The sequence below is a fragment of the Sphingobacterium sp. UBA5996 genome, assembly GCF_002429765.1.
In the GTDB taxonomy this organism is placed as follows: Bacteria; Bacteroidota; Bacteroidia; order Sphingobacteriales; family Sphingobacteriaceae; genus Sphingobacterium.
In genome coordinates this window covers 201,195-223,330 of sequence record NZ_DJAS01000016.1, presented here as the reverse complement: position 1 = coordinate 223,330, position 22,136 = coordinate 201,195, and the positions used below count along the sequence as shown (strand labels likewise).

Below are 22,136 nucleotides of genomic sequence, written 5' to 3'. Positions count from 1 at the left end.
TAAATTTGAGACAGCTTCTTGGCTAAATGCTAGTTATCTAACCGGCAACACTAATTTAAGGATGATAATTTATATCGCCAAATCAATTTAAATTATTACAATTTTATTTTATTTCAACACCGACAATCTGTTTTCCGAAGTCAGTTAATACATATTTAGAAACAATATTTCCCTCTAAGTTTTTCATATGCGAAGTCAATAAGCCTGCTTCAACACATGCTTTGATTGATGCAATCAATTTAGAACTCCTACGTTTAAGACCTATTAAATCTAATATCTCGGTTTCATTTTTCGGATCAATAGTAAGGGGAAGAAGAATAGCCATTCGTTCTATGTCTTTTTGTGTAATCTCATATTTAGTTATTAGGCCTTGATCGTTCAGTACTTTTGAAAAATTATTGATTAGCTGCTCGGAATAGGTAAACTCCTCCTGTAATTGAAGTTGGCCATATAGTTCTTGTTGCATCTTGCAGGCATCTTCATTAATAGCTAACGAAATGAGCTGTAATTCATAACATCGCAAGAAGTTGTTACTGTTATAACAGAGCCGATTTAGTCTAGTAATACTTATTCCAACCTTTCTACATACTTCAGATTTATTTACAGATCGTTTCGCCAGATATTCTCCGAATGGGGTTAATTGCTTTTTCTGTTTAGTTTTTTTTTGCATTATGAGAGACATTGGTTTATCTCAAAAGTATTTTTACAATTATTTTTTTATACATTTTGTTTTATTATTGATACATAATGTATAAATTTGTAGTAATTAATTTCCCTTTTGGGAATGATGTGAAAAGATAAGGATGTTTTATCCGAAGATCTTGTGGAGAAAAGTAGGACATTCGAACACAAGTAGTAGGAAAGGCCTTAGTCTTATGTTATCTTTGTATAGTCATAAGACTTGGTCACCCTGCTTGTTCTGTGTTCGGCCATCGAAAGATGGTGGCTGTCCTACGCCTTCTCGGCAGAGCAAGCAATAGGGTGACCTATTATTTTCTATTGTCTCTGCCAATTTCTCCTCCAAGAAATAAACAATAGAATTATGACAAAAAAACAGACCACAAAAAATCTTATTAAATCTCCCGAGTAGCTCGGTGCGATTAAGCCAGCAATAGTCTGGTCACCTTAGCTATGGAGAGCGTAACGCCAATATTATATGCCTTGTAGATGTCACTCAAACGTCCTCTAGCTTTTCCCAATTAATCAATTTTATTACACACGGCGAACGGCCTAAAAAGTAACTGATTCTATCAGACTGGATAAGCTATGCACTAAACTCGCCATTAAGATTCTTAAAAATGAAGTCTAATTATGCTCACCTAATCCTATTGGATATGGTCATCTATGAGACGCACAGGGAAGAATACGACCCCATTCAGAATGTACAGAGTTTCTGGGAGAAATATTCTTTGAGTACGATCCACGAACATATGGTCGCATTGCAACCTTATTTCGATAACAAAGAGGGGAATTATAGTATTGATCAATTGTCCTCATTTTCTGTTGATCTTCTGCGAACAACAATAGCCTATTTCATGCTGCATATGGATAAAGCCGACTTGGGTAAAGTCCAAATTTCAACGTCTGTGAACGAAGAAGAACTACAGACAACAAAGAGAATCTCGGATTTATTCTTACGCGCATCCCAATCCAATACCAATTCCTAAAATGATGAAAAAATTAAAGTTACAATCTAATAATAGCTTATTGCTACATCGTCAGATAGTAAAGATCGCGGTACTCGTCATCTTATACCATTTAGTTTCTACGTTTAGTTTATCAGCCCAAACGCCCCGCAAGGACAGCGGGGCCGATGGGCTTATTCCAATGAAACCACTAAATATTGGCGACAAGGTTCCAAAATGGCTTTGGGACACACCGCTTGAAGTAGTTAACCATCCTACCGGTCAAAAGACCATTACGCTAAATGAATACCGAAATAAAAAGTTGATTATACTAGATTTTTGGGCAGTATGGTGCGCAAGCTGTGTCGAAAGTCTCGGAAAGATCCAGCATAAGCTGAAATATGATCAATCTGATATCGCATTTATCCCTGTCACAATAAACGCCGATACCGTGGTTAAGAAATTTCAACAGGCAAACAAGGGTGCGGGCGAATGGGAATTTCCACTGGTAGTTAACGACAAAATATTGAAACAGCTTTTTCAACATTCGTCCATATCACATTTCGTTTGGCTGTCGAACGACGGTACTGTGCTAGCTTTCACATCCTCGGAATTTATAACAGATGCCCAGCTGCAGAAAGGTCTGAAAGGAGACTTCGCTGAGGTAAGAATGAAAATAGATCAGATTGATTTTAATCCAAAGCAACCGCTATTGGTACCTGAGCAGGCAAATTTGAAAGCAAAGTATAGCGGGTTTAGGAGTTTTATTGCAGGGGTTACACCGACGAGTGGAATACATGCTTTGCGTAGTGACGGCCTCAAACGTAATTTTATTGTCAATACAACGCTGCGTAGCCTATGCCTAAATGCAATGGCTGGTGAAAACGATCAGTTGTCGAAAAAGAAAATAATCTATGAAGTCAGTGATGTAGATATGTTCTTTAATAAATTCAACATAAACGAGGATGTCTGGCATCACAAAAATGGTCTTTGCTATGAAGCTATTCTACCCGAAAGGGCATCGCAAAAGGTCTTTAGAGAGGTATTAAAGGAAGATTTAGAGCGATATTATCACATTGGCCTAGCGATAGAAAATCGGCCAATCCCAGTAATTTCTTTAAGCGCCAGCAAGGTAAAACCGAAACGGTTTACGCACGATGCGATAGCGCTTAAATCGCTTGTCTATACGCTAAACGTTAGGGACAATGCGATTTCATACCTGGTATGCACCAAAGATATCGAGCAAATTAGCGTGCCGGTGAGCTTAAAGGATTGTACATCCGAGAAACAATTGATCGAGTTGTTGGCAACGTATGGCATTAAAGCCCAGCTACATACCGAGAACCACCCCGTATTGGTCATTCGCGAAGGGAGGGGAGCATGATCAGGATAGTTACTACTTTTTGTATGCTTTTTTGTTTTTTGCAAGTTGTTAACGCACAGACTGTTTTAACTGTGTTGGATAGTGCCGATCATAGTCCTATAAAGGGTGTGCTACTTGAGGTGGATGGTGTGCTTGTGCCGCAATCTTCAGATGAGCAGGGCAAAATTGTTTTTAATGCAGCGAAAGAAAAGTTTCATTTCCTTTTTAGAATGATGGGTTACCGCAATAAAGAATTGACCGTGCAGCGGGGGCGGGTGCCGAATGTGATCTATATGAGTAAGTCCGTTCATCAATTGGAAGAAGTGCCTATAAATACAGGTTATCAGGTGCTCTCAAGGGAACGGTCGTCAGGCTCGTTTGAATTGGTAGATTCCGCACTCTTTAATCGTGCTGTGGGAATGAATCTACTTTCACGTCTTGAAAATACCACATCGGGCCTTTTATTCGATACGCGCAAAGAGCAGCCCAAATTGCAGATCCGTGGACTCAGTACATTGCAGTCTAATGCTGATCCGCTTATTATTTTGGATGATTTTCCATTTGAGGGTAACATTGAATCCATCAATCCCAATGATGTTGCCAATATATCGATCTTAAAGGATGCTACAGCCACATCTATCTGGGGGGCAAGGGCTGGAAACGGTGTAATTGTCATTACGAGTAAACGTGGAAGCCGCAATGCTGCACGTCGTGTCAATTACCGGAATAATTTTTCCTGGAGTGCTCGGCCTAACTTGATGTCCTATCCAGAAATGGCAACTGCCGATTATGTCGAATTGCAGCGTGAGCTTTTCAAGCAGGGGCATTACGACAGCAAAATCAATGACAAAACCCTATATCCCGTATTGGGGGAAGCTGTAGAAATATTTCAAGGTCTAAAAACTGGAACCTTAGCGGCAAGTCAGGGCGAGCTACAGCTTGACGTATTGAAAAGTAGGGATGTGAGGCACGATATTGCGAAATATCTTTATCGGCCAGCTTTTTTGCAGCAACACTTTGTTTCCATAGATGGCGGTTCTGCAAGCAACAGCTATTTATTTTCGGTAGGCTATGATAAAAATAGAAGCGATCTCGTTGGACAGCATAACGATCGATTGACGTTAAACCTCAGGAATAGTATGGACCTGACCACATATCTTAGGCTGGAAAGTGACTTATACTACGCCCATGAGGGGGGGCAACAGAGTGGTTTAGGACGCTATGAAAAGGGGTATCGACTGGGCGGTGTGGAACGAGCTTTGTTTCCCTACGATAGGCTCGTTGATGAAAGAGGTGCATGGCTAGGAATAGAGCGTAACCTAAGACAGTCTTTTGTAGATACGGTTGGCAATGGTTTGCTGCTCGATTGGAATTATATTCCCTTGCATGATCGGGAACAAATGAAGTTGACGTCGGCGATGAATACCCTTCGCTTTAATGTTGGCGCAAAGATCAGGCTATTGAGCTATTTAAATGCTAATCTAAAGTATCAGTTCGGGCAGTCGTTTGGACGCAGCGATGATTACAAAAGTCCGAATAGCTACTATGCCCGAAATCTGATCAATCAAATGACGACCGTTAAAAATGGTACGGCGAGCTACGCCGTTCCGGTGGGCGGTATCTTGGACTATGGCAATAGTCGACTGGGGTCGCACTCCTTTAGGGCTCAAGTAGATCTCAACCTAAAGATCGGTGCATCGGGGCTTCTAACAGGCTTAATGGGGGCTGAATTACGGCATACAAAAAGGAAGAATGAAGGCGATCGGCTGTATGGATATTTCGATGACCTCGTTACTTCGACACCTGTAAATACGATCGATTACCTGCCTACCTACAATGGTATGTATGGGGTACAACGGATTCCGGGCGGGGAAACGTTGGCTGAGAGTACCGAGCGCTTTATTTCTTACTATGGTAACGTTGGGTATTCTTACGATAACAGAATCAACATCAATGCCAGTATGCGTAAGGATGAATCAAACCTGTTTGGTGTGGAGACGAACAAGCGGGGTGTGCCCCTGTGGTCGGTAGGCGCATCCTGGAATATAGCTAGGGAAAATTTTTGGCAGTCACCTGTCTTTTCCGCGCTTAATGTAAGGGCTACTTATGGTACCAGCGGTAATATACCCAATGGGATGTCGGCTTATACCATCATCAGCAATAGATCAGCTTCCTCCAACAGCATCGTCAGATTGCCGTATGCCAGTATTGTTTCTCCCCGCAATCCTTATCTACGATGGGAAAGGGTGGCCATGGCAAATTTTGCATTGGATTTTGGCCTGCTGAACGACCGGATTAAAGGGAGTATAGAGTATTATCGAAAAAAGGTGGTCGACATGGTGAGTTCTCAAACTGTCGACGCTACAAAAGGCTTTTCCTCGGTATTTAACAATAGTGCCCATATGGTAGGAAAGGGAATGGATCTAAACCTAAATGTGCAGGTGTTAAAAAATAGCTGGCGATGGAATGTGAATGCGCAGGCAGGCTATGCTAAAAATAAATTGACGAAATACCTGCTAAAACAGCAAAGCCTCGCTTATCTCTATGTCGGTAGTGGATCGAATGTATTGCCCTACGAAGGTAAAATGCCGTTTATGGTGTTGAGTTACCGTTTTAAAGGCCTAGATGGGGATACAGGGAACCCGATCGGTGAAATCGACGGCATGGAGTCCCAAAACTACGCAGATTTAAAAAACAAAACACCATTGGATCAGCTTGTCTTCCATGGTGCTCCGGTGCCCCTATGGCATGGCGCACTGCGAAATACCGTTTCTTTTCGGCAGGTTACGTTTTCCGCTAATGTTGCTTTTAAAGCAGATTACTATTTCAGGCGAAGTACGATTTCGTACAATACACTGCTGAATAATAATGATGGCCATGCCGATTATGCCTCGAGATGGCAAAAGAAAGGGGATGAGTTTTGGACAGATGTCCCTTCTTTCAGTTATCCCAATAATGCAGATCGTGACAATTTTTATACGATGTCCGAAGCGACTGTAGAAAATGGATCTCATATCCGCCTCAATGATGTCAAAATAGCTTACACATTCCAAAGCAAGCTGTTTGGCGGTAAGGTAATCCGCAGCATGGATGTGTATTGTTATGTCGATCGCTTAAATTGGGTAATCTGGAGAAAGAACAAACGTGGTATTGATCCAGAGCATCCAAATGGATTCAAATTACCAACACAGGTGTCTTTTGGTTTAAACGTACAGCTATAATATGAAAACACCATTGAAAACAAATGATATACAGATGAAAAAAATAATATTTTACATAGGCTTATTGTGCTTGAATGGTCTGCTTTCGTGTTCAAAATTTCTGGATGAAAAGTCAGATAAATCGCTTTCAATCCCAAAATCACTCGACGATCTACAAGCCTTGCTCGATGGTTACTCAACGATAAATCAGGCTTATTCGTGGGCTGGGGAAGAAGCATCAGACGATTACTTTATAAGCACAAAAAATTGGCAGGGCATAGCCAATCAGGATACACGCAATAATTACATTTGGAACGATGCGGCATTGCTCAACGCTGCCTGGATATCGCCTTATAAGGTGGTGTTTGTCTGCAATACCGTGCTCGAAGAAATTGATCTGGTCGACAGAAAAAATAGGGAACAGGATTATGAACGTGTTAAAGGCACAGGACTCTTTATACGGGCATTTGCCTTGTATGAGGTGGCCAGCCTATTTGCACCAGTCTATTCTTTAGAAAATGTGAAGAAATTAGGTATTCCTGTTCGGCTATCAACGACCATCGATGAAGATACCCCCCGTTCTACGGTAGAGGACACCTACCGGCAGATCGTGGGTGATTTGAAAGAAGCAGCAACATTGCTGCCTCAAAATACGGCCTACAAAAACAGACCTACAAAACAGGCTGCCTATGGTTTGTTGGCGCGTATTTATCTTGCTATGGCAGATTATCCAAATGCATTGGACGCAAGTAATAAAGCATTAGCTTATGGAAAAGAACTCTTGGACTATAATACCGTTAATGCGGGTTCAGCAGCGCCCTTTACGATTGCAAACGAGGAAGTAATATGGCTGGCAAGCACAAATTCGGCAAGTCCATTATTGGCGCCTGCGCGCTGCCGGGTGGATACTCTCCTTTTTGCGCACTATACGGATGACGATCTACGAAAAAAAGCATTTTTTACAAAGAATGCCGATGGCTATTATACGTTTAAAGGCGCCTACGATTCGAGGATAAATGGTTTTGTATTTAAAGGAGTAGCGCTGGATGAAATTTATCTTATCAAAGCGGAGTGTGAGGTAAGAAGCGGTAATGCCAGAGAAGGCTTAAAAAGTTTGTCGGTATTACTTGATAAGCGTTACAAAGGCGGTAGCTATCCAATGGATTTTACGGTCGGACAGGAGGAAGCTTTGGCATTCGTGCTAAAGGAAAGAAGGAAAGAATTGCTATTTCGTGGCCTTCGTTGGACAGATCTGAAACGATTTAATTTAGACCCCTCTTCTGCCATAACCTTGGTGAGGAAAATCGATCAGCAGGAGTACACACTTAAGCCTGATGATCCACGATATGTATTTTTAATACCCAGCTACGTCATGGCAGCAGCTAATTTCGAGCAGAACCCTCGCTAACAATAAAAATCCCTCTAGCATATGACGAACATATTCTCTAGAGGGATTTCTACCACTTAATTTTTCAATTTGATCTCTTCAGTCGGTGTCGAACTGGCAATTGCACTATTGATATCCGATTGAAATTGGCTACTAAATGCAGCGGGGTGGGATGAAGAGCCAGGCAAAGCCCGTACAGCGCACATCTCTCTTGTGCCGGGGCATAACACATTGTCGACATCATCAGGAGATGGCTGCGGTTGGATAAGCGTGTAATTGCTAGCATCTGTAGGGTCCCCAATACCATCGTACTGATACCATTGTGGATCGACAGCTTTTACGATATCCTTTTTCATCACTGCTACTGCTGCATACGTACCGATTGCGAGCAGGGCCAAGATTAAAGTGAAGAGTGATGCCTTCACTGCAAATGTTTGTTTCATCATAATCGTATTATTTTGATTATGATGCTAAGGTAGAGCCGGCAAGAGGGCGTTGCTAGAGCATCTATTCCTATTGTGCACACATTATTGCCGAAAGGCGATGTCTTATTTCCTATTTGCTGTCTTTCCACTCCAACTTCGGGTTGTTTTTATTGTGGTTGTACCAGCGCAGCGAAATGCCCAAAAATTGGGCAATCTGTAAATCGGTCAGTTTAAAACGAATATCTGCATACTGCTGATAAAACCAGCGCATCAATGCCAAGCTGTTTTTTAATCGGAACAAATTTTCCTGCTGCCGGTAATATTTAAGTTCTTCCACCAGCAAATAATGGAAGAACGGTGTCAGTTCTGTCGCCTGCAAGAGGTGGTCAACAGGGATCTCGATCATATGGCCCCCTTCGGGAAACACAATATCCATGTCGCTGCGCTGGAATGCCAGCAGGCTTTCGGTCTTCAAGATCATACGATCGGCCTGCCAGATACGGGATAGCCGCTGCTCCTGATCGATCTGCTCATATCCCAGCGCATAGCCCGTATGGATAAAACAGATATGCTTGGCAATACCTCCCCGCTCCAGATAGATTTCCTTTGGACTACAATATTTCACCGTCACCAGCCGACGCAGGGTCTCCTCCTGGCTTGCTGTAAGCCTTCTGTAGCATTCTAAATGCTTCTTAAGTTTTTGATAGGATACGCTATGTTCCATGCGCTTTGATTATTAAATTGGTTATCCATTATTCGGTTTTTCTATCGTACGTATCAAGCAGCTACAGCATATTACTAGCTATAAAATTAAAGGATTTTAGCGCTTTATGAAAGGTATTTGTTGTTCCCGACCGCTGCCATTTACCCTTAGTGATGGAAATATATGTTCCAACTCATATGTCTAAGGGTTTTTTATGGTAAAAAGTATTCCAAAACGTCTGAAAATTAGGTTAAAATATCATTTCTTAATGGTTTAACTATGTAACTTTGATTGATAAAAGTTATTTTAGTGGTTTATAATTTTCGTTTAATCAATCTAACTAAATAAAATTATGACCGATTTTGATATTCAGCTCATGCTTTTTAAAATGATCCGTGAGAAACAGGGCAATTCATCGGCTGGGATAAAAGAACTTCAAAAGCTATTGCGCATTGCCGACCGGCCCTTGCGTAACCGCATGACTGGCCGTACGTACCTCACTTTAGCCGAGTTTTATCGCCTTTCTCTTTACTATGCTATTTCGATCAATGATATTGCCCAGCGGCTGGAAAAGGCCCATGATGATGCGACCGACGTCGTTTTGAAACCCCAGGATGGCCATGGACTACCGCTGTTGACCAGCGATCTGAACGAACTGCCGCTATATATGCTACGCTTGCAGCAGGAGTTTGAACAGCTGTTGCAAGTGGATAAGCCGCTGCTCAAAATGGTGTGTGCCGACGTGCCGCTAATGCAACTAATGGCTTTCGAGGAACTGACTTATTTTAAAATCTATATGTACTATGTGCATTTTACCGGTCTTAAATTATCCTTTGAGCAGTTTGTCAAAAAAATAGAATCCTGTCAACTGAAATCGTATTTTGATCGCATCAACGAGATTTACAGCCATATAAACAGCTCCGAGATATGGGACGAGCATACCATCAATAGCCTGTTGCGCCTACTGGAGGAATGTGCCGTCTACGGTAAGTTTGAACAGGAAGCTACGCTGAGCCGTTTGCTCGATCAGTTCGATCTGCTGGTGGCCAACCTGATCAGCATGCTGCAGGAAGGTGGAAAACCTGCCGGTGGGCAGGTCGAATTCTTTAATTCTGATGCCATCCTGCGGAAAAACTTTACACTGCTGGAAACCGCCCAAGGGCCTAAAGTATTGCAGTCGAAGCTCTTTATGCTGCAGATGATGAGTACCACAGACGCTGACCTGATGGGATATATGGATCAAACTTTTGACTCCTTGATTGAACGATCCAATTCGCTCAGCAAAACTTCGCATTATAGCAAAGGTAAGCTCATACAGATCCTCCAGGCACATGTCAAAGATTACCGCGATAAGCTACTGGCTCCGTGCCGGCTTTTAAAATCCTAACACAATGATACATGCATTTTATTCACCATAAACCGCTACATGATGATCGAAAAACTATTTTTTAGTAAGTGCTTTACGCTATCCGTAAAGCCCGACGATTGCCAAAAGTACTCTTTACAGGAAGTCTTTTGGATACTGATGCGTACCGTAGTCGAATCGAAAGAGGAAGTCAAGGCCATGATCCAAAGTAAACTTCCCGATCCGCCACTTCAGCTCGTGCATTCCAGTGAAGTATGCCAATATGTAGGGATTGTATCCAAGACTCTCTATCGCTGTGAACGGCAAGGGCTGATAAAGGCCGTTAAAAGAGACCATACGGGCAAATATTATCTCCATGCCGATATGGTGACATTCAAACAGAAGTACCGCCAATAGCAACACCATAGTTTTATTTTCTTTCGGCCTTCCTTCTACTCTCCTTCGGGGCTTGTCCGCCCCTGGCTCGCCTCCCGCCTTACCGCCGTCCACTCCCGCTCCACTGTCTGCCCACATAAACAGTGGAGCGGGAGTGGACCCAGAGTGGGCGCAGCGTGGAGGATGGCCGAATCAGGAGCGAACAAAGGGCGAAGCAATTATGGCCCTGCTACCCAAGACCTTTTGCGCGCAAACGTTACAAAGCAACTTCGAGCCCGGACAGCGATCGGACATTTTTAACACGTAGTCCGCAGCCGGCCAAAAAGCGACCGGACAGCGATCGGACTATCCGCTTCGCAGCCTTTTTTTCCTTCCAGTTCGTCCCTATGTTTGTTGGTGTAAAGCAAGATATACCGGTATCAATCAAGTTTTTACATTTTTTTTAACATTAAAAATTAACAACATGGGAACAATTAGAAAAGGCGTCAATGGAGGGTTCAGCGGTAAGGCTGGATCGGTAATAGGCGCAAGCTGGAAAAGTATCGATTACATTCGTGGACTTGCAAAAAAGAGCAATAAGCCGGCTTCGCAAGAACAGCTTATTCAGCAGGCCCGATTTTATACCATCGCCAAATTTATCATGCCAATCGCCCCTTTTGTGGAGGTTGGATTTTCACAGGTGAACGCCGATGTTATGACGCCGACCAATGCGGCATTGCAGGCCAATATCAATTCGGCAGTAGTGGGTTCTTATCCCGACTTTAAGCTGGATTATGCGAAGCTCAAACTTTCGGCGGGAGGCCTGCAGCCTGGGGGCACCACCTCGGTGGAAGTGGCGTCGGGTATATTGATTGTCGGCTGGACCAACACCGCCATTAAAGCCATGCGAGGCGAATTGGATGACCGTGTCCATCTTTTGATGTACCACCCCGAGCTGGACGAATTTTTAACCGCTCCCGAACCGCCGACACGGGGTATGGGCTCGGTAGATATCGAATTGCCCGAGCACTTCCTGGGCGGAAAAGCGCATCTCTGGATGTTCTTTTCTGACCGGAAAAACAAGCGCATAAGCCGCACAACGTACCTGGGTGAGCTCGATCTCGTCTAGTACACCACCCTATGGCCGGTATGCACTGCCGGCCATGGTTTAAATCAAACACATTCAACTCATAATTCCTAGAAATTAATACGCAATACGATGAAGATATTAGCAAAACAATCAGAGAAGCGTGCCTATGTCGCCAATGGAACCGAAATCATGCGGATGAAGTTTGCCAAAGCACGCAAATTTCTCAATCCCTTAAATTATATCATACAGATGGGCTTTGCGCCGCAGCGGCTCAGGAAAGGGAAAACTGCCATTGGCAGGGCCATGTCTGCCGTCCTGCAATCGGCCATGGTAGGGGAGTATCCTCATATTGAGGTCGATCCGGCTCGGGTAAAGATTAGTGCAGGGGTCACAGCCATCCTTCCGGTTTGCAGTGTGGAGCGCATCGGAGCCACCATTCGGTTACGCTGGATCACGCTAGGTGCGCCGCTAAGAGGTGCAGAAAGGGACGACCGTATTATCCTATGTGCCTATGCGGTACAAGAGGAGCTGGCCGCCATCAACGAGGAGGAGGTGCTACGGGCGGAAGGCGACTTGCAGATGCAGCTGCCCGAAGGCATGGAGCACATGCCCGTACACCTCTATCTCTGTGTGCATGACCGCGACAAAATTAATTTTTCCAATAGTCAGTACCTGGGGCTATTTGCATAATCAACTGATCGGGTTAAACGACTTGAAAAAATCATAAATCAAATGACAACAATACAAAAACAAATAGCCTGGTATGTCGAGGATATTGCCTGGCCTTTCAGCACAAAGCAACTGCTCAGTTTCCTTTTGCTGTGCTTGTTCATCTTATTTCTTTCCGCCGGCCTGCTACTGCAGGCCATCGACCCAGCAGCAGGGGTATTGGACATCGGCGTGCTTTCTATTCTGCTGTTTGCCCTATTGGCTGGACTAGCCAGTATCTATTGCTGCTATTGGCTGCAGGAGTTGCTTTGGCACCCGTTTAAATTCTTCCGGCGTAATTTCAATATTCACTTTAATCAATTGACATCATGGCAACAATGCATTATTTATTTTGCTGTATTTTTTCTGTCGCTCTATGCTATGCTTTGGCTGTTGAGCATCGTGCTATAGCGCAACAGCGTGTTTCAGCGCAGAAGACCGTGCCCGAACTCTCCCACGAACAGCAGCTGCGGAATCGGATAGTGCAGCTTGCCGTGGCAGAACTCGGCGTACGCGAGGCGACCGGTAACAATGACGGTCCACAGGTCGAAGCGTATCTGTCTTACACCGGCATGGCAAGGGGAAATCCCTGGTGTGCAGCTTTTGTATGCTGGGTTTATAAACAGGCAGGCCTACCCCAACCGCGCAATGCCTGGAGCCCGGCTTTATTCCCCCGGCAAAGGCGGTATATGGGTAGTTCCGAGGCTACAAAGCAGGCGATGCCAGCAGATATCTTTGGGATCTATAATCAGCGGCTCGGCCGTATCGATCATGCGGGCTTAGTGCGTTCCGTCGATAAAAACTGGATACTCACCGTAGAAGGAAATGTGCAGAACCAGGTGGCTTCCAGACGTCGGCCAGTAGCGACAATCCATACTTTTGCAGATTGGTTAAAAAAAGTGGATCCATGAACAGGCACATCATGTACTGCGCGATGCTTCTCATGGTGATCGCGAGCACAACCGGTTGTAAGGTTCATGAACAGCGCAAAGAGTCGCTCCAAAAAATCGAAACCAACGTTGGGCTTACGGGAACAATGGATCGGATGGCATATAGCCTACGGCAAGATAGCTTATCGCGGGTGTGGTTTTTTACAACCGACACAGCATTTCGTTTTCATCCAGACAGTGGTCTGATGGGGCACGCGGGAAAGCTGTTATCGCAGGAGGCAAACAGCAGGGTAGCTAGGGTCAGTTATCAAGAGCATGATAGTATTCATCGCTACGGACGGCAGGTAGACTTGACTACAGCTACTGCTAAAAGTTCCTCCAATGCGGATGTGATTTGGACCATTGCTGTTGCTTTTATCGTGTTGCTATGCTTTATGCTAAGAGGAAAAATAAAAGGCCTGCCACACCGGTAGGCCTTTTTTGCCGACTACAAGGCACATTTACAATTGTCCCCCATTTGTCCCCCCCTCATTATTAGCCAGCTATGCCCGATTATCTTAATTTTGTGATAACACCTATTCCTATTAGTATGGTAACTTTTTTAGCACTAGCGGCACTTGTTTTAATCTTTGTTTATTTTATCTTAAAGGCAAAGCAAAGACACAAGCTTTTCAACGATGCCGTTTCAATGGAGGTCCACTACCTGTTTCAGGATAGACCCGGGCAATATAGCGGCGACTACCGGACAAAAAGTGGGGTTTTTGTTTTTAGTACAGAGTCGAAGGACGACGCACTTAAAAATTTGGTGATCAAAGCGGTCAAACCCAGCCATCCTGCTTTAGTTGTCAATCTGGAACAAATTGTCGTGGTGCCTTTTGAAAAGAAAAATGAGGGGAACGCCGACGTGTCCGTCCGATTTAAATTGCTCAAAAAGAAGGGTGAAGTCACCGCCTTGGAGGGTAAGCGGATACGTGTTGCTGGTGTATTGAATTATGCCAACAGAAAACCCAAAACGTTCAGTACCGTATTAAAGATCGGGGAGCTTTATCAATCTAAAAGCCAGCTTGATCAGACGACATAATTTGCGTAATTCTTATTTTATGGGAAAGGGTTTGCTTCATTGCAAACCCTTATTTTTTGTCTCAGAATTTGAGTAGATGCTGATGTTCAATAGCCCAGGATAACAGGGCATTGTTTTCTTCATTGAGATCCAATTTTCGGCAGATGCGGTGTCTTGTATTTTTGATGGTATATGGACTCAGGAATAGTGATTCGGCAATATATTTGGTGGTATGCCGCAGTGCAATCAGCTTAAGAATATTTAATTCGGACGGAGTCAAAGTTTTGAGTTTTTCCACGGCCTGATTTTTAACCGTTTGTTGTTGCAGGCGCTGGATCACCATGTGGGTGCCTGCATAAAGTCGGTTTTCGCCCAGCGGTTTAATGATGTAATTCTCAGGTTGTAGGGCTGCCGCACGGTCTATACTGCTTTTGGACTGATAAGAAGTGATAAAGATTAGACTGAAATGCTTCGTTGCGGTATATTTCTCCATTAACTCAATGCCATCCAATCGATCATTGAGCTGAATATCACAGAGTACCAGATCGGGTGAATTTTGCGCCATGTACTGATCCACCTCGTCAACAGTGAGTGCAATATGCAATTCCAAACCTGTATAAAGGGTGTGAAGCTGATATTCAATAAATCGGGCAATAATCATTTCGTCTTCTACAATTAATACTTTTAGGCTCATATGATATTGTTAAATTCAAATAAATATTTAAATCCATTTTGCGGGTTGATGGTCACTGTTCCTCGTATTTGCCGTGTTAGATCCCTTACTAAGCCAATCCCGAAAGAAGCCGCGGAAACAACGGCTTCGGCACCGACACCATTGTCCTCAAACCGCATGGTCGTTCCAAATTCATTTTTGAGTATACTTAAATGAATCGCAGGCGCATCGACAGCACCCTGAGAAAAAGCATATTTATAACTATTTGTCATAAGCTCCGTAATGATGAGCGCTAAGGGTATAGAGGTTTGGGTTGTAATCAACCAATCTTGTCCAACATCGACATGGATAGCCACAGTGCCTTCTGGATCATGCATTTGTTTCAGGTAGTTAACAGTTTCAATCACTAAAATGTTCAATTTCAGCTGACTATTTTGATTATATACCAGCAACTGGTTAACGAGCATCATGGCATGTATTCTATCCTGCATGGATTGTATGGCTTGCATATTTTGGTTGCCATGATCTGACCGGTACAGGCTACCCAAACTATACAGCAGCTGAAGGTTGTTTTTAACCCGGTGGTTGACCTCATCAATGAGGGTTTCGATATAATGGTTTTTCTGAAGCAATTGAATCTGCTGCTCATAGAGCGCATCATTCGCCTTTTTAAGCTCCGCTGTTCGTTCAAGAACGATGGTCTCGGTGGTTTTATGATGCTCCAGTTCTGATTTTCGTATTTTTAGCCGGATGCCGATCAAGAGGATCATCGTGATGCATAACACAAAAAACTGCGTCATAATCGAGACATATTGGATGGACTGTTCCTTCAAGATCAATCCACAATAGATCAATATGCTGATGCCAATGACGAGAAAAATACCCGAATAAATCAAGAACCGCTGCATCCTGTCTATCTTTTTCCAGAGGGATATAAATAAGTTTGAAAAAAAGAGGACATATAGCCCCCCCACGAAAAGGTTAATCCAATTACTCTGCTTAAAATTGGCGAAACAATAGTTATTGATAAAGTTAAATGTTGACGTAATAAATACCAGTAGGATGAGGCCAAGCGTTAGCTTATAATACTGATGGCTTATTTTTTTGAGATTTAAGAAGGCGATCGTCAACAGGGAGAAGCTGATTCCAGCCAGATTTCTAAATACCGATACCAAGCTCCATCCAAGCTGGGGATTGTTTGGGAAAAATAGATCTATAAATTGATTTTGCAGTCCGTAGCTATAAAATCCGATAAATAGTAGAAAGCAAAAGATCCAGATATAAGGCCTGTAGCGCGAGACGAGCCATGCAAAAGCAATGTACAGCAGCAATACAATAATGGCTCCCTCCATAAAGGCATGGATAAGATTGATGCCTTGCACTTTCTTGAGGTAGTCTTTCTGTGTTTGTAAGCGGAAATCATAAAACGGCGTATAGCCTTTAATGTGTTGTACACGAAGTAAAAGGGTGTACATCTTTTTGCTGTCCAGATGGATGTTAAAATGGTCCCGCCCACCTTGAGGTGATCGTGATAGATGTTTTCGAAAAAGGCCGGCACTTCTTTTGTCGAGGATGTTTCCGTGCATGTCCAGTATGGTGAGATCCACGAAAGTCAGATTATCAAATGACAGTACATAATCGCCTGTCAATGCGCTGTCATCGAGAAAAATCACCTTTTTTAACCAAAATATATTTTTGTCCTGATTTGTTGCAGGTTTGAAATGGGCGAGTGGTGCAAAAAGCTGTTTGTTGGTATCGTAATAAACCGGGTCGGTTTGACCTTCTTTCTCCTGGGTTATTACAATGGGAGATTCTTTAGAAATATAGGTATGCTGTACCGCACTATTATGCGAGATGATAGCCTCCATCCCAAAGTGAATTGCGACAGTACTCAGTAGCAGTAATAGGATGAAAATAATATTTGGCTTCATACAGCAAAACAAAGGTGCACTATTTTTCAATAAATCTAATAAGCTTTTATTTTCCTAATTGTAAATGAGACCCTAGGGTCTCTGTTACCATTGGTATTTACTTTTTACTTTTGCTCTACGCATTTAATATTATAGACGAACGTAGCAATATATTTTGACTTAGATACCTTTGATTACTTGATTATGACTTATTTATATATAGCTCTGTTTATTGCGATTGTGTATGTCCTATTTAAGCTTTTTGCTTCAGGCAAGAAGCCGCAAGATGTGTCTTTGAACGTTTATTACCGCTTTCAGGAACATCCGGGGCAGTATAGCGGGAGGTTAAGTTCGACCCATGGCGCATTGGTTTTTCGAGGTGAGCGCTTTCACGATGATGTGCTGAATATTGTGGTAAAAGACGTCCGTTCTACTGATCATAAGGTAGAGGTGAGGCTGCAACAGCTGCTCGTGTTGCCCTTTAAAGGGGACCAGAAGTCTTCATCGGAAGTGTCTGTTCGCTTTCGTATCGACGCTGGTAAAGCTGATCAAGTTGATCTGACGCATTACAAGGTAAAAGTGAATGCCGTGGTGACCTATCAGAATGGCGAGAAGAAAGCCTTTAGTACAACACTGCCTATGATGGGTGTGTATACGATCAGTCCTTCGGCCAGCCACAATGAATTTAAAAGTTAATTTTTACGTGTTTTTATTCCATATTACATACCTATTTAACCCGAAGGGACCCTGCTTGCCGGGGTTTCTTCATTTTAATGGGAATGTTCCACGTGGAGGAGGAGTTCGGCTCCTATATTCAATTTTCTTTTTGACCGGTAATTCGGCCTATATTCCTATATTTAACGCTGCAAAGCTGGGGAAAATAAAACGAAAATTGATTAATATTAGTTTGAGCTGATTATATGAAAGAGATAAAAAAAATAGCCTGTATTGGAGCAGGATACGTCGGCGGTCCAACGATGTCTGTGATTGCACAAAAAAATCCGAGTATTCAGGTTACGGTTGTTGATTTGAATCAACAACGTATTGATGCATGGAATAACGAAGATCTTGCGCAGCTTCCCATTTATGAGCCTGGGCTTGATGCTGTGGTAGCAGAAGCTCGCGGACGGAATCTGTTTTTTTCTACCGATGTTGAAAAGGCGATCGACGAAGCGGATATGATTTTTATATCCGTCAATACCCCGACGAAAAACTATGGTAAAGGGAAGGGGCAGGCTGCAGATTTAAAATATATCGAATTGTGTGCTAGGCAGATTGCCCAAGTGGCCAAAGGGGATAAGATTGTTGTCGAAAAATCGACCCTTCCTGTTCGTACAGCTGCTGCGTTAAAGAGTATTTTGAATGATACAGGGAATGGAGTAAATTTTGATATCCTATCCAATCCGGAGTTTTTGGCAGAGGGAACAGCCGTAGCAGATCTACACCATCCCGATCGCGTATTAATCGGGGGCGAGAGTGAGGAGGCTATTCAGGCACTCGTGCAGATTTATGAGTCGTGGGTGCCGCAAGAGCGTATCCTGACAACAAATTTATGGTCTTCCGAATTGTCCAAATTGGTGGCCAATGCTTTTCTAGCGCAACGGGTTTCATCGATTAATGCCATCTCAGAACTGTGTGAAGTGACAGGTGCTAATGTCGATGAAGTATCTCGTGCCATTGGACACGATAGCCGTATCGGGCCTAAATTTTTAAAAGCATCGGTGGGTTTTGGGGGGTCCTGTTTTCAAAAAGATATCCTCAATCTGGTTTACATCGCGCGGAGCTACAATTTGACCGCTGTCGCCGATTACTGGGAGCAGGTGATTATTTTAAACGATCATCAGAAACTGCGCTTTGCTGAAAAAATCATTCAAACCATGTACAATACGGTCAATGGGAAGAAGATTGCCTTTTTGGGCTGGGCATTTAAAAAAGACACCAACGATACACGCGAATCTGCTGCGATCTATGTGGCCGATCACTTGCTGGATGAGGAAGCGCAGCTTGTCGTTTATGATCCGAAAGTAACTGCAGAGCAGATTTACAAAGACCTGGATTATCTAAAAACGCGATCTTCGGAGGATAATCGTCGCTTGGTAACTGTAGTTAACGACCCTTATGATGCGTTACAGGATGCGCATGCTGTTGCCGTATTGACCGAGTGGGACGAATTTAAAAGTTACGACTGGAAGGAGATCAAACAACTGATGAAGAAACCTTCTTTCGTATTTGATGGTCGGAAGCTGTTGGATAGTGAACGTCTAAAAGCACTAGGTTTTGATTATTATGCCATTGGCAGTTAGTTATATTGATCATTGTTTAACAATAATTTAATTTGATAAATAAAATCAGATTGAGTACTTTTGTTACTCAATCTGAACTATACCATGCTAGACACTTTAATTACATCGAAGACGCGATTGAAATTACTGATTAAGTTTTTTGTATCTGCTAGCAATCAATCCCACTTACGGGGGCTGGCTGACGAATTTCAGGAATCAACCAATGCCATACGAAAAGAACTGAACCAACTGTCCGAAGCGGGCTATTTAGAAAAGACTACAGCCAAAAACAAAATACTATACCGTGCCAATACGAAGCATTCGTTATTTGAGCCCCTTCAAAAATTAATTCATACCTATTTGGGTATTGATGACATTGTAGATAATATCCTACATCAAGCGGGCGATATACAGGAAGTTAGTTTAATTGGTGACTATGCGGAGGGCATAGATTCAGGAAAAATAGATGTGTTAATTTTGGGTGAAAACCTAAATCAGGCATATTTATTGCTGTTAGCGGACAAGGTTGGAAAAAAATTACAGAAATCAATCATTTTGCATACATCAGAAATACCAGGAAAACATCGTATCATTTTATATTCTGTGAAATAAAACTCGTGAATAGAAAAGAAATAAATGCATAGAATCAAATACCATAATGTAATTGCTTCGCTGCCCATAATAAATTTTTGACATTAGATCTAGAGGATTGTTTTGAAGATAGCTTGTTAATGCTAGACTGTAATATTTATATTTTATGAAAATTAAGAATTTAATTGTATTTGGAACTAGGCCGGAAGCTATTAAAATGGCTCCGCTAGTTAAAGAATTTCAAAAAGATCCATCTTTTGAAACGAAAGTATGTGTTACTGCACAGCATCGTGAAATGTTGGATCAGGTGTTAGAATTTTTTGATGTCAAGCCTGATTTCGATCTAAATCTGATGAAACCAAATCAGAATCTTTATACTTTAACAGCAGACATCATTACAGAGATGAAAACTGTATTGGAGGATTTTAAGCCGGACTATGTATACGTGCATGGTGATACAACGACAACAATGGCATCTAGTATTGCGGCATTCTATTCGGGTGCTCAAGTTTGTCATGTTGAGGCGGGTCTCCGAACACACAATAAACGATCTCCTTTTCCTGAAGAAATCAATAGACAAGTTGCTGGACGTATATGTGATTATCATTTTGCTCCAACTGAAGCTTCTCGTCAAAATTTGTTGAGTGAAAATATTCAAGATAAAGATGTTTTGGTGACTGGTAATACCGTTATAGATGCATTGTTTGAGAGTTCAGCACGCGTAAAGGATTTGGATAATCTTGAGATCAATCGTTTGAAAGAATTGGTTGATCCTTTAAAAAAGGTAATCTTGGTTACAGGTCATAGACGTGAAAACCATGGGCAAGGCTTTATTAATATTTGTCAGGCTTTAAAGGAAATCGCATTATCCAATGCCGATGTACAGATTATTTATCCCGTTCATTTGAATCCAAATGTAAAGAAGCCTGTCTATGAGATTTTATCTGATGTACCTAACATCCATTTGATTGAGCCGTTAGCGTATCCAGCTTTTGTATGGTTGATGAATGAGTCTTACCTAATTATTACAGATTCAGGTGGCGTGCAAGAGGAGGCTCCTAGTCTTGGTAAACCAGTATTGGTTATGCGAGACACAACTGAAAGACCAGAGGCGGTTGATGCAGGAACAGTTATCCTAGTTGGTACGGATACAGAAAAGATTGTGAATGAAGCTCAAGATTTACTGCGTAATTCGAGTAGGTATCAAGAGATGAGCGGCCTACATAACCCATATGGTGATGGTAAGGCCTGTCAAAGAATTGTTAACTTTATTAAGAACTTAAAATAAATCGTATCAATGCAAGCAAAAGTAGTAACTGTTGGCTTAGGCTATATTGGATTGCCAACATCGGCATTAATCGCAAATAGTGGTATCGCTGTTCATGGTGTTGATATCTCGCAACATGTTGTGGATACAATTAATGCCGGTAAAATTCATATTGTTGAGCCTGATTTGGATAAGGCTGTAGCAAAGGCTGTGGCAGAGGGTTTCTTAAAAGCAGACACTAAACCTGTTCAAGCCGATACATATTTAGTTGTTGTTCCTACACCGTTTAAAGGTGATCATCAACCTGATATTTCTTATGTTCAAGCGGCAACTGAAGGAATTATACCATTATTGAAAGAAGGTGATCTATATGTGATCGAATCTACTTCTCCTGTAGGCACTACAGAGAAAATGATGTCTCTGATCTTTTCAAAGCGTCCTGAACTGGAAGGGAAGATTTCTTTGGCTTATTGTCCAGAGCGTGTTCTTCCAGGAAATGTGATGTATGAATTGGTACATAACGATCGCGTTATTGGTGGAGTCAATGAAGCCTCAACACAAAAAGCACTGGCTTTTTATAGTCAATTTGTTGAGGGAGAATTACATCCAACCAATGCCCGTACCGCTGAAATGTGTAAATTGACGGAAAATGCTTCACGGGATTCACAGATTGCATTTGCAAATGAGCTTTCTTTAATTTGTGACAAGGCAGATATAAATGTTTGGGATCTGATCCGATTAGCAAATAAGCATCCTCGTGTAAATATCTTGCAACCAGGATGTGGAGTTGGTGGCCACTGTATTGCGGTGGATCCATATTTCTTAACGGCAGATTTCCCTATGGAGTCTCGTATGATTGCACAAGCACGTGAAACAAATAATTATAAATCATTTTGGTGTGCCGAGAAAGTAAAGACCGCGCGTTTGGAATTTGAAATCAAAAATGGATGTCAGCCTTCCATTGCGATCATGGGATTAGCTTTTAAACCAAATATCGATGACTTGAGAGAGTCCCCAGCAATTCATATAGCAGAGCGTGTATTACAAGATTCAGGTGATGCAGATATGTATATTGTTGAACCCAATGTACACGAACATAAGGTTTTCAAATTGACTGATTACAAAGATGCGATAGCTAAAGCTGATATCATAGTTTTCTTGGTTGCTCATAATGAATTTAAGACTTTAGAAATAGCAGAGGAAAAAGTTGTTCTTGATTTCTGTGGGGTTCGAAAGTAATTT

General features: G+C 42.4%; 22 protein-coding genes. 17 read left to right on the top strand and 5 right to left on the bottom strand.

All coding sequences use genetic code 11. The annotated features are described in order from the left end of the window. Positions 1–103: 103 nt before the first annotated feature. Positions 104–670, bottom strand: coding sequence for a hypothetical protein (locus B3E00_RS12960; protein ID WP_293938763.1), 567 nt, complete (start codon positions 668–670; stop codon positions 104–106). A gap of 628 nt (positions 671–1,298) precedes the next feature. Between B3E00_RS12960 and B3E00_RS12955 the strand changes: the two genes are divergently transcribed. The 4 genes from B3E00_RS12955 to B3E00_RS12940 are packed head-to-tail and all read left to right on the top strand — an operon-like array spanning position 1,299 to position 7,596. Further along, the gene (locus B3E00_RS12955; protein ID WP_293938761.1) at positions 1,299–1,667 is read left to right on the top strand and encodes a hypothetical protein; all 369 of its coding nucleotides are present in this window, start codon (positions 1,299–1,301) and stop codon (positions 1,665–1,667) included. 1 nt (position 1,668) lies between these two features. Continuing rightward, positions 1,669–3,009 carry a TlpA family protein disulfide reductase gene (locus B3E00_RS12950; protein ID WP_293938759.1) on the top strand — a complete coding sequence of 447 codons (1,341 nt, stop codon included), beginning with the start codon at positions 1,669–1,671 and terminating at the stop codon, positions 3,007–3,009. 23 nt (positions 3,010–3,032) lie between these two features. Then, positions 3,033–6,209, top strand: a complete 3,177-nt coding sequence (locus B3E00_RS12945; protein ID WP_293938758.1) for a SusC/RagA family TonB-linked outer membrane protein — start codon at positions 3,033–3,035, stop codon at positions 6,207–6,209. A gap of 34 nt (positions 6,210–6,243) precedes the next feature. Beyond that, positions 6,244–7,596, top strand: coding sequence for a RagB/SusD family nutrient uptake outer membrane protein (locus B3E00_RS12940; protein ID WP_293938756.1), 1,353 nt, complete (start codon positions 6,244–6,246; stop codon positions 7,594–7,596). A gap of 56 nt (positions 7,597–7,652) precedes the next feature. Here the strand turns inward: B3E00_RS12940 and B3E00_RS12935 are convergent, their stop codons facing one another. After that, complete coding sequence (locus B3E00_RS12935) at positions 7,653–8,021, bottom strand: hypothetical protein (protein ID WP_293938755.1); 369 nt, start codon at positions 8,019–8,021, stop codon at positions 7,653–7,655. Between the two features lie 109 nt (positions 8,022–8,130). Next, complete coding sequence (locus B3E00_RS12930; RefSeq protein WP_293938754.1) at positions 8,131–8,724, bottom strand: hypothetical protein; 594 nt, start codon at positions 8,722–8,724, stop codon at positions 8,131–8,133. A 331-nt stretch (positions 8,725–9,055) separates the two neighbouring features. Between B3E00_RS12930 and B3E00_RS12925 the strand changes: the two genes are divergently transcribed. The 8 genes from B3E00_RS12925 (at position 9,056) to B3E00_RS12890 (ending at position 14,192) form a co-directional block, all read left to right on the top strand. Beyond that, positions 9,056–10,090 carry a hypothetical protein gene (locus B3E00_RS12925; RefSeq protein ID WP_293938753.1) on the top strand — a complete coding sequence of 345 codons (1,035 nt, stop codon included), beginning with the start codon at positions 9,056–9,058 and terminating at the stop codon, positions 10,088–10,090. Positions 10,091–10,129: 39 nt separating this feature from the next. Next, positions 10,130–10,465 (top strand): hypothetical protein, encoded by a 336-nt coding sequence (locus B3E00_RS12920; protein WP_293938751.1) that lies wholly within the window; start codon positions 10,130–10,132, stop codon positions 10,463–10,465. A 442-nt stretch (positions 10,466–10,907) separates the two neighbouring features. After that, positions 10,908–11,552, top strand: coding sequence for a DUF6266 family protein (locus tag B3E00_RS12915; RefSeq protein WP_293938749.1), 645 nt, complete (start codon positions 10,908–10,910; stop codon positions 11,550–11,552). 90 nt (positions 11,553–11,642) lie between these two features. Then, a complete protein-coding gene (locus tag B3E00_RS12910) occupies positions 11,643–12,203 on the top strand; it encodes a DUF6266 family protein (RefSeq protein ID WP_293938747.1) in 561 nt (186 codons plus the stop codon). A gap of 42 nt (positions 12,204–12,245) precedes the next feature. Continuing rightward, on the top strand, positions 12,246–12,632 hold the full coding sequence (locus B3E00_RS12905) for a hypothetical protein (RefSeq protein ID WP_293938746.1): 387 nt from the start codon (positions 12,246–12,248) through the stop codon (positions 12,630–12,632). Beyond that, positions 12,551–13,132 (top strand): CHAP domain-containing protein, encoded by a 582-nt coding sequence (locus B3E00_RS12900; RefSeq protein WP_293938745.1) that lies wholly within the window; start codon positions 12,551–12,553, stop codon positions 13,130–13,132. Before B3E00_RS12905 ends, B3E00_RS12900 begins: the two co-directional genes overlap by 82 nt. Continuing rightward, on the top strand, positions 13,129–13,584 hold the full coding sequence (locus B3E00_RS12895; RefSeq protein WP_293938743.1) for a hypothetical protein: 456 nt from the start codon (positions 13,129–13,131) through the stop codon (positions 13,582–13,584). Before B3E00_RS12900 ends, B3E00_RS12895 begins: the two co-directional genes overlap by 4 nt. A 116-nt stretch (positions 13,585–13,700) precedes the next feature. Next, entirely contained in the window at positions 13,701–14,192 is a 492-nt protein-coding gene (locus B3E00_RS12890) for a hypothetical protein (RefSeq protein ID WP_293938741.1), read from the top strand. A gap of 61 nt (positions 14,193–14,253) precedes the next feature. Here the strand turns inward: B3E00_RS12890 and B3E00_RS12885 are convergent, their stop codons facing one another. Both B3E00_RS12885 and B3E00_RS12880 read right to left on the bottom strand, forming a co-directional pair. Continuing rightward, the gene (locus tag B3E00_RS12885) at positions 14,254–14,865 is read right to left on the bottom strand and encodes a DNA-binding response regulator (RefSeq protein WP_293938739.1); all 612 of its coding nucleotides are present in this window, start codon (positions 14,863–14,865) and stop codon (positions 14,254–14,256) included. Further along, positions 14,862–16,775, bottom strand: coding sequence for a 7TM diverse intracellular signaling domain-containing protein (locus tag B3E00_RS12880; RefSeq protein ID WP_293938737.1), 1,914 nt, complete (start codon positions 16,773–16,775; stop codon positions 14,862–14,864). Before B3E00_RS12880 ends, B3E00_RS12885 begins: the two co-directional genes overlap by 4 nt. A 183-nt stretch (positions 16,776–16,958) precedes the next feature. Between B3E00_RS12880 and B3E00_RS12875 the strand changes: the two genes are divergently transcribed. The 5 genes from B3E00_RS12875 to wecC all read left to right on the top strand — a co-directional run bounded on the left by B3E00_RS12875 (position 16,959) and on the right by wecC (position 22,133). Further along, a complete protein-coding gene (locus B3E00_RS12875; RefSeq protein ID WP_293938736.1) occupies positions 16,959–17,450 on the top strand; it encodes a hypothetical protein in 492 nt (163 codons plus the stop codon). Between the two features lie 224 nt (positions 17,451–17,674). Further along, positions 17,675–19,057: a nucleotide sugar dehydrogenase gene (locus tag B3E00_RS12870; RefSeq protein ID WP_293938734.1), complete on the top strand. Its 1,383-nt coding sequence runs from the start codon at positions 17,675–17,677 to the stop codon at positions 19,055–19,057. Positions 19,058–19,141: 84 nt separating this feature from the next. Next, the gene (locus B3E00_RS12865) at positions 19,142–19,648 is read left to right on the top strand and encodes an ArsR family transcriptional regulator (RefSeq protein WP_293938732.1); all 507 of its coding nucleotides are present in this window, start codon (positions 19,142–19,144) and stop codon (positions 19,646–19,648) included. Positions 19,649–19,793: 145 nt separating this feature from the next. Continuing rightward, positions 19,794–20,915 carry a non-hydrolyzing UDP-N-acetylglucosamine 2-epimerase gene (wecB, locus tag B3E00_RS12860; protein ID WP_349681463.1) on the top strand — a complete coding sequence of 374 codons (1,122 nt, stop codon included), beginning with the start codon at positions 19,794–19,796 and terminating at the stop codon, positions 20,913–20,915. Positions 20,916–20,924: 9 nt separating this feature from the next. After that, positions 20,925–22,133 carry a UDP-N-acetyl-D-mannosamine dehydrogenase gene (wecC, locus tag B3E00_RS12855; protein ID WP_293938730.1) on the top strand — a complete coding sequence of 403 codons (1,209 nt, stop codon included), beginning with the start codon at positions 20,925–20,927 and terminating at the stop codon, positions 22,131–22,133. Positions 22,134–22,136: the final 3 nt, after the last annotated feature.

Excerpts from the sequence above, each read along its gene's own strand:
- B3E00_RS12960 (WP_293938763.1), bottom strand. The coding sequence starts at position 670 with ATGCAAAAAAAAACTAAACAGAAAAAGCAATTAACCCCATTCGGAGAA.
- B3E00_RS12955 (WP_293938761.1), top strand. The coding sequence starts at position 1,299 with ATGAAGTCTAATTATGCTCACCTAATCCTATTGGATATGGTCATCTAT.
- B3E00_RS12950 (WP_293938759.1), top strand. The coding sequence starts at position 1,669 with ATGATGAAAAAATTAAAGTTACAATCTAATAATAGCTTATTGCTACAT.
- B3E00_RS12945 (WP_293938758.1), top strand. The coding sequence starts at position 3,033 with ATGCTTTTTTGTTTTTTGCAAGTTGTTAACGCACAGACTGTTTTAACT.
- B3E00_RS12940 (WP_293938756.1), top strand. The coding sequence starts at position 6,244 with ATGAAAAAAATAATATTTTACATAGGCTTATTGTGCTTGAATGGTCTG.
- B3E00_RS12935 (WP_293938755.1), bottom strand. The coding sequence starts at position 8,021 with ATGATGAAACAAACATTTGCAGTGAAGGCATCACTCTTCACTTTAATC.
- B3E00_RS12930 (WP_293938754.1), bottom strand. The coding sequence starts at position 8,724 with ATGGAACATAGCGTATCCTATCAAAAACTTAAGAAGCATTTAGAATGC.
- B3E00_RS12925 (WP_293938753.1), top strand. The coding sequence starts at position 9,056 with ATGACCGATTTTGATATTCAGCTCATGCTTTTTAAAATGATCCGTGAG.
- B3E00_RS12920 (WP_293938751.1), top strand. The coding sequence starts at position 10,130 with ATGATGATCGAAAAACTATTTTTTAGTAAGTGCTTTACGCTATCCGTA.
- B3E00_RS12915 (WP_293938749.1), top strand. The coding sequence starts at position 10,908 with ATGGGAACAATTAGAAAAGGCGTCAATGGAGGGTTCAGCGGTAAGGCT.
- B3E00_RS12910 (WP_293938747.1), top strand. The coding sequence starts at position 11,643 with ATGAAGATATTAGCAAAACAATCAGAGAAGCGTGCCTATGTCGCCAAT.
- B3E00_RS12905 (WP_293938746.1), top strand. The coding sequence starts at position 12,246 with ATGACAACAATACAAAAACAAATAGCCTGGTATGTCGAGGATATTGCC.
- B3E00_RS12900 (WP_293938745.1), top strand. The coding sequence starts at position 12,551 with ATGGCAACAATGCATTATTTATTTTGCTGTATTTTTTCTGTCGCTCTA.
- B3E00_RS12895 (WP_293938743.1), top strand. The coding sequence starts at position 13,129 with ATGAACAGGCACATCATGTACTGCGCGATGCTTCTCATGGTGATCGCG.
- B3E00_RS12890 (WP_293938741.1), top strand. The coding sequence starts at position 13,701 with ATGGTAACTTTTTTAGCACTAGCGGCACTTGTTTTAATCTTTGTTTAT.
- B3E00_RS12885 (WP_293938739.1), bottom strand. The coding sequence starts at position 14,865 with ATGAGCCTAAAAGTATTAATTGTAGAAGACGAAATGATTATTGCCCGA.
- B3E00_RS12880 (WP_293938737.1), bottom strand. The coding sequence starts at position 16,775 with ATGAAGCCAAATATTATTTTCATCCTATTACTGCTACTGAGTACTGTC.
- B3E00_RS12875 (WP_293938736.1), top strand. The coding sequence starts at position 16,959 with ATGACTTATTTATATATAGCTCTGTTTATTGCGATTGTGTATGTCCTA.
- B3E00_RS12870 (WP_293938734.1), top strand. The coding sequence starts at position 17,675 with ATGAAAGAGATAAAAAAAATAGCCTGTATTGGAGCAGGATACGTCGGC.
- B3E00_RS12865 (WP_293938732.1), top strand. The coding sequence starts at position 19,142 with ATGCTAGACACTTTAATTACATCGAAGACGCGATTGAAATTACTGATT.
- wecB (WP_349681463.1), top strand. The coding sequence starts at position 19,794 with ATGAAAATTAAGAATTTAATTGTATTTGGAACTAGGCCGGAAGCTATT.
- wecC (WP_293938730.1), top strand. The coding sequence starts at position 20,925 with ATGCAAGCAAAAGTAGTAACTGTTGGCTTAGGCTATATTGGATTGCCA.